This window comes from Xanthovirga aplysinae (assembly GCF_009711365.1).
Classification (GTDB): Bacteria; Bacteroidota; Bacteroidia; order Cytophagales; family Cyclobacteriaceae; genus Xanthovirga; species Xanthovirga aplysinae.
Window position 1 is genome coordinate 1 of sequence record NZ_SMMB01000895.1, and the last position, 5,156, is coordinate 5,156.

Here is a 5,156-nt window from a genome sequence, read left to right on the forward strand (position 1 = left end):
ATTATTTTGAGAGCCCCTTGAATAATGAGGTTTTAAAGGCTGAGGAAGTCATTAGAACAAAATTTTTAGGAGGATGGATAAATTAGGCAAAAAGAGGAAGATTCTTGAAGAGGTCAAAAGGCGACAACAAGAGATTATTGATAAAATTCAAGAAAATATTAATGTCCTCCGGGAGAGTCAGGGCAATATTAATGAAGAAGAGTATGACCTTCAATTAAGTTCCTACAATGATGAAACAAGTAGAAATATCAGTTCATTGGCCAATTCCTTAAATATTGCCAATGATGGTTTTGATCTACTGAATAAAATTATAGTAAAAGAGAAACACTCAAAGATTAGTTTTGGATCTTTTGTACGAACTAATCAAGGGATTTTTTTTATAGGTGTAAGCCAAGAACCCTTCCAACATAACGGGATGAAAATAACAGGCCTTTCGCAGGAATCCTCCCTTTTTAAAAAAATGGAAGGATTATCCAGCGGTGAGCAGTTTCTTCATCAAGGCATTTCGTACACCATAGAAGAAGTAATATAAAACTTGATTTATGAAATTTCCCGAACCATGATTCCTGGGATTCAATGATTGGCTTGATCCTCTCAAGTTTTTTAACTATTAATTTTTATTTACATCCAGCTTTCTTTCAAAAGCCACTTTTCCATCCACTATTGTATATAGAACCTGAGTATTTAGTATTTCCCTTTCTTCCACCATCATAATATCATTGGAAAAAACGGTAAAATCAGCCAATTTACCTACTTCAATTGATCCCTTCAAGTCTTCTTCAATACCACCATAAGCAGCATCAATAGTATAGGAACGCAATGCTTCTTCCCTACTCATTTTTTGATCGGCTTCATACCCGCCTTCAGGGCTTCCCTTTAGAGTTTTACGACTAACCGCTGCGTAAAAATTTGCCAGAGGGTCCAAAGGCTCAACTGGTGCATCTGTACCATTCACAATCTTTACTCCCGACTGAAGTAATTTTTGCCAAACATAGGCGCCCTCTTTAATTCTCTGCTCTCCTAAGCGATCAATTGCCCAGGGCCTATCTGAAGAAAGGTGAATACTCTGCATGGAGGCAATCACGCCTAAATCAGAAAATCGAGGGATATCTTCCAAAGCAAGGTGTTGAGCATGCTCAATTCTGAAGCGAGCTGTTTTGGAATCGTCAGGATTCTCCTTAAAAGCTTTTTCAAACTGATCCAGGACCTCTTGATTAGCACGATCTCCGATTGCATGTACACACAGCTGATATCCCTTATTCAAAGCTTTTTTAGCAATCGAATAAACCGAATCCATGGCAATGGTATTATGTCCTCTATGCCCTTCGAAATCAGAATAATCTTCCAAGAGCCAAGCACTTCTGGATCCCAAAGCACCATCGGCGGATAATTTAATGGCTCGAATTGTCAGAAAACCATTACCCAACCCAATTTCGGGTTCTTGATTAAACCAATGATCTAACAATTGGTTATCCCAACCAGCCAACATGGACCATAAACGAACTTTAACTTTACCTTTCTCAAGATTTTCTTTAAACAGGTCAATATCTACAGCCTCCGTTCCTGCATCTCTAAAAGTGGTAACTCCATTTTTTAAACATTCCTGAATGGCTAATTCAAAGGCCTTTTGTCGTCTATTTTTTGTAACTGGAATCTTCTCTGAAACCAATAACATGGCATCATCATGCAAAATCCCTGTAGGTTTCCCATCTGGGTACTTAACAATTACCCCAAAATTTTCCATTTTGGATTCAGGATTAACACCTGTAATTTCCAAAGCCTTTGAATTGACCATTGCCACATGCCCATTGGCGTGCCCCAAATAAACCGGGTTATCAGGAGATACAGCACTTAACTCCTTTTCGGTAGGAAACCCATCAATTAAATTATCAGGCATGCTTTTCCATTTAGATTGATGCCATCCCCTCCCAAGGATCCATTCCCCTTTATTGGTTTTGGCTACTGCTTCTTTCACTTTTTCAACCATCTCCTCAAATGTCTCACATTGGGTTAAATCAAGGCTTAAAGCTTTTTCACCCATTCCCATCAAATGACCATGGCTTTCTATAAAACCAGGAGTCATGGCCTTTCCCTTCAAATCCAATAATTGCTTTGCCCCTTTGAGGCGATTTTTCACTTCCTCAATTTTACCTACAAAAGAAATCTTCCCATCATTAACTACCACAGCCTCAGCAATAGGATTCTGGGTATCCATAGTGTAAATCTGACCATTATAAATGATCAAATCATCTTCTTTTACAGAAGAACAGGATAAGAATAGAAAAAATATGGGTACAAAAAAGTAAAATAGATTTCTCATAGTATCTGTATGGGATTTAAAGTTACAAATCAGGAATAATGAACCTGAGATTTCATGACCATGAAAGGCCAAAATAGGGAAGATTCATAATAATAAAAATAGCAATCCCCTCCTAAATTCATTACCGCAAAATATAAACATCACTTCCTTTTGAAGAGTACAGGTCCAAAATGTACTCCTAATATAAAATAATGCTCACAAAAAGCAAAAACCGAAGATTTTGACAAACTTCGGTTTTACCAGATCCTATTTTTGTAGGACATAATCTTTACAAAATAATGTTTTAATTGGTCCTCAAAATTTCCTTGTATCTAATCCAGCAATATTGGAATAAAGGTCTACATGAACTTTTTCCACTCCAATTAAAATTTAATTTTCCAGTAGCATAGCACCATAGGAATAACCTCCACCAAAAACAACAACAACAATATTATCGCCCTTCTTAAAGCGGTCCTTATGTTCAGATAAGGCAATGGCACAACCTGCACAACCCGTATTCCCCAAATATTCAATATTGGAAAGTGCCTTATTAGGTGCAAGTTTAAGCCGATTAGCTACATTTTTGGTAATTCTAAGATTAGCCTGATGAGGAATCAAATAAGAAAGTTGATCCAAGCCTAGATTATTTCTATCCAATACTTGTTTGGTTACCTTGGGCATGTATTCACAAGCATTAATAAATACATCCCTACCATAAGGCATCGCTATTCCTTCTTTAAAAGGTTTCAAAACCACTCCCTCAGTTCCTCTCCCAGCAGTAGCGGCTCCTCCGGTTTTAATATCTTTTATCTTTAAATCTGTTTCTTGAAATTTTTCCTTAGAAATGAAAAGAGCAGCTGCCCCATCTCCCCACAAGTGCCCTGACACTGTATCTCTTTCATTATTATATAAAGTATTGTGCTCCGCCAAAACCACCAATGCATGTTTAGCCTTATTTAAGGCAAAATAACCTTCTACCACTTCTACAGCATTCAATAGGGAAGAACAAGCTGATGAAACAGAGGTAACTGGAATGTCGTCTATCTGCAGGTAATGTTGCACGGCATGAGCCAAAGTTACAATCGTATCATGAGGAGTATAACTTGCTCCCACAATTAGATCTATAGACTCAACTGGAAAAGGTAATTGCTCAACTCCTTTCTCAACAGCCTTTATAGCCATCGTATTCGTATTCTCCTCCTGACTGGCTTTCCTTCTTTCTCGTATTCCCGTCCGCTCCACGATCCAATCAGCTGTCAGGCCATTCAATTCGCCGAAATAATCATTATCGACCACTGTCTTCGGCAAATAATGAGAAACCACATTTATATACATAAAGAATTTATGTTGCTATCGTTAAAAATTTAACTCTTTGAAAAGATTATTTGTTACTTAAAAAATACAACTACAAAAGAACCAAGCATAATTTCAATATTGCCCCCTAAGAAAAAATTATACTAGTTTATCAAATTCTGGTTTCAATATTTGTCAACATTTTAATAAAACCTAGGACTCCACATCTAAAGTCTGAACTTGATAAAGTTTAATCTTATTGGGTCCTCTTCAAGCAAAAAATTCTTTGCTTTTTCACCTTCAAATATTGCACTTTTATCAAATAGAAACACTTACCACCATTTATAACAATGCGATTAACATTCCAATTAATGCTTTGAAGTTGAAATTTATAAATTGATCCTTTTTCCAACCTACAGCAAAAAATAAAGTTAGAATTTACCCACTTAACTCTCTAACAATTAGTCAATAAGGAACAAACCTCCTTTATTAGAAGAAACCTAACAAAAAAACCAAAAAATATTCTTTTTCTTTTTGGCCCCGCAAAATTAAATTAAAAATTGGATCAAAAGAATATTAAGTAATAAAAGTTCTTCTTTCTTAAAATAAAGATTTGGAGGGAGCTTTCTCCTATTGTTAAAAGTATACATGAAATTAAAAAACAAATACTCCCTTTTTCTCAAAGAAAAACCCCTTCAAAATTTATTAACTACCCCTGAATTATGATAAACCTCTTTTAAGAGGAATAGGATTTATTATTTAAAAAGGTATTATCCTTTGGGTCGACCAAAAAGCATTTTCATGGCTTCATTCCAACTTTGGCTTCTTTTCAGATCCCTAATAATGTCAATCCATTCATGAAAAACCAAGAATAAGGGATTATAGGAGTTGACATTTTTTGTAAGTCCATAAATCGGCTTTTCCTTCTCCGGTTGGAAAGACCCAAATATTCTGTCCCAAATAATGAATGTAGAGCCAAAATTTTTATCCAAGTACCGAGGGTTGCTTCCATGGTGTACCCGATGGTGTGAAGGAGTAACAAAAATAAACTCAATCCATTTGGGAAGCCTATTGATGTATTCAGTATGAATCCAAAACTGATATAAAACAGCAATTTGATGACAGATTAATATTTCCAAAGGATTAAACCCAAGGAATGCCACAGGTAAAAAAAATATAATTTTTAGAGGTTGAGTCCAAGATAGACGAAACCCCACAGAAAGATTTAAATAACGAGAAGAATGATGAGGCACATGAGAAGCCCACCAAAATCGGTTAAAATGGGAAACACGATGTGCCCAATACCTACACAAATCCAATGTTAAGAAACAAATAAAAAAACTAACTACATTAGATGGTAACTTCCAGGGCACCAACTCATACACCAATAAAAAAGCTGCCACATTAAAGAATTTAAAAACAGAATTAATAGCCACTGACCCTAGACCTATGACTACGGCAGCTAAAAAATCTTTCTTATGATATGATTCTCTTTTTTTTCGAAGACTTAGCAAGTACTCAATCAACACAAAAATCAGAAAGAAAGGGATAGCATAAGGTACGA

At 35.8% G+C, this 5,156-nt stretch carries 4 protein-coding genes; 1 reads left to right on the forward strand and 3 read right to left on the reverse strand.

Features of this window, described 5'->3' with window-relative positions:
* Positions 1–73: 73 nt before the first annotated feature.
* Positions 74–532 (forward strand): hypothetical protein, encoded by a 459-nt coding sequence (locus tag E1171_RS07590; RefSeq protein ID WP_155205411.1) that lies wholly within the window; start codon positions 74–76, stop codon positions 530–532.
* 78 nt (positions 533–610) lie between these two features.
* Here the strand turns inward: E1171_RS07590 and E1171_RS07595 are convergent, their stop codons facing one another.
* From E1171_RS07595 to E1171_RS07605, 3 genes are all read right to left on the reverse strand, one after another.
* Positions 611–2,320 (reverse strand): amidohydrolase, encoded by a 1,710-nt coding sequence (locus E1171_RS07595; protein WP_155205412.1) that lies wholly within the window; start codon positions 2,318–2,320, stop codon positions 611–613.
* A 369-nt stretch (positions 2,321–2,689) separates the two neighbouring features.
* Positions 2,690–3,634, reverse strand: a complete 945-nt coding sequence (locus tag E1171_RS07600) for a 3-oxoacyl-ACP synthase III family protein (RefSeq protein ID WP_155205413.1) — start codon at positions 3,632–3,634, stop codon at positions 2,690–2,692.
* A 728-nt stretch (positions 3,635–4,362) separates the two neighbouring features.
* Positions 4,363–5,156: sterol desaturase family protein (locus E1171_RS07605; protein ID WP_155205414.1), on the reverse strand; the 794-nt coding region annotated here is incomplete at its 5' end.